Source organism: Kitasatospora sp. NPDC024654 (assembly GCF_055559155.1).
Window position 1 is genome coordinate 48,930 of the sequence record NZ_JBVHLF010000057.1, and the last position, 1,543, is coordinate 50,472.

A 1,543-nucleotide genomic window follows, 5' to 3' on the forward strand; every position below is an offset into this window, starting at 1 on the left:
GGGTGGAACCGCCGGCGCTTCCCGGGTGCCGTTTATCACCCGATCGAGTGACAGATCGGCGGCTGTCTCGGGGCGTGTCCTACGAATCGGTCGTGCCACCTCGATTCGACGAGCAAATGTGTCGAGCTCCCGGAATCGGACGACACAAGGCGTCGTGAAATTCCCAAAACTCCAGCATTTCCAAGCCCTAATGGCAACTTCACATCACGCCGGGGTCGAGCTACCTTTTAAATGTGCCCGGAACGCCCGGGGGCGGAAAGCCCGCCAAAACGTTCACGAAATCGCGCGACGGGTGAATTGTGCCCGCATGTAGAGAGGAAAGGGAAAGTCGGAAATGGACCCGGACATCGTGCTGCGCGCCCTGCGCCAGCTCACCACCCGCATCGACGAGATCGGCGCCAACCCGGACCACGACTGGTCCGGCCTGGCCACCGAGGCCCTGGAGGGCATCGAGGCCCTCGATGGCTGGCTGACCCGCGGCGGTCACCTGCCCGCCGCCTGGGCCGGCAACCGCTGACCCACACCAGGTCGGCACCCCCAACCGCAGCCCTGCTCAACCGAAATGGAGACCCCGGAATGACCGACACCGTCCTCACTCCCGCGACGTTCGCGCCCCCGCCGATCACCCGCCTCGACCTCACCCCCGCCGCCGCCCCGTTGATCCCCGACCCGGCTGGCTCCGCTGGCCGTGAGGAGTGGGAGGTACATGTCAGCCCCCGCTACCTCGCCGGGGCCGGCTACGAGGCGGATGCCGCCATGGCCCCGCTGGCCGAGGGCGCCGGGTGGCACCGATGGAGCGACGAGCTCGCCAACTGCCACGTCACCAGCCTGTGCGGGCGCGCCTATCTCGGGTTCCTGCCGGAGGCCAACCCGGAGCAGGTCGGGCTGTGGAAGGCCTGGGCGCGCCCGTACCACCACGGCCCGCGGACCTGGATGGCCGCGTTCTCGGACGAGATGCCTTACGAGTTCATGCAGGCCTTCACCACCGACTGGGCGGAGGGCTACCGGCCCGACGATGCGACCTTCGCCCACCCGGACGACGGGAACCGCGACGGCGTCGAGAAGGTCCTGACGGTCCTGCGGGAGGCGGGCTGGGGCCGCGACCCGCAGACCGGTCCGGGGCGCCACCTCGAGCGGTGGACCGCGCCAGATGGGCGGGCGGGGGTGGAGGCGCGGGTGCACGTGCGCGGCAGCGTGGAGACCGAGATCCTCCAGGGCGAGCCCCGGTGGACGATCTGGGCGACCCCCGTGCCCTACCGCCGCCCGCTGTGGGACGCGGTCTTCAGCACCGGAACGCCGACCGGATTGATCACAGCGTTTTGCCGGGCTCTGGCCGACCCCGCCCCGCTGACCCGCGAGGACCACCACATCCCCCGCGCGTGCCGGGACCTGATCACCCGATCCTGATGCCGGGCCAGGGGGGGGGGGGGGGGGGGGGGGGGGGGGGGGGGGAAAAGAACACCCCACCCCCCCCCCCCCCCCCCCCCCCCCCACTCCCCCCCCTACCCCCCCCCACCCCCCCCCCCCCCACCCCCCCCCCCCC

The 1,543-nt window shown here is 71.5% G+C and carries 2 protein-coding genes; both read left to right on the plus strand.

Features of this window, described 5'->3' with window-relative positions; all coding sequences use genetic code 11:
• Nucleotides 1-334: 334 nt before the first annotated feature.
• Nucleotides 335-517: a hypothetical protein gene (locus ACZ38L_RS27530; protein WP_465698197.1), complete on the plus strand. Its 183-nt coding sequence runs from the start codon at nt 335-337 to the stop codon at nt 515-517.
• 59 nt (nt 518-576) lie between these two features.
• Nucleotides 577-1,407 carry an SPDY domain-containing protein gene (locus ACZ38L_RS27535; RefSeq protein ID WP_465698199.1) on the plus strand — a complete coding sequence of 277 codons (831 nt, stop codon included), beginning with the start codon at nt 577-579 and terminating at the stop codon, nt 1,405-1,407.
• The last annotated feature ends 136 nt before the right edge of the window (nt 1,408-1,543 follow it).

Excerpts from the sequence above, each read along its gene's own strand:
- ACZ38L_RS27530 (WP_465698197.1), top strand. The coding sequence starts at position 335 with ATGGACCCGGACATCGTGCTGCGCGCCCTGCGCCAGCTCACCACCCGC.
- ACZ38L_RS27535 (WP_465698199.1), top strand. The coding sequence starts at position 577 with ATGACCGACACCGTCCTCACTCCCGCGACGTTCGCGCCCCCGCCGATC.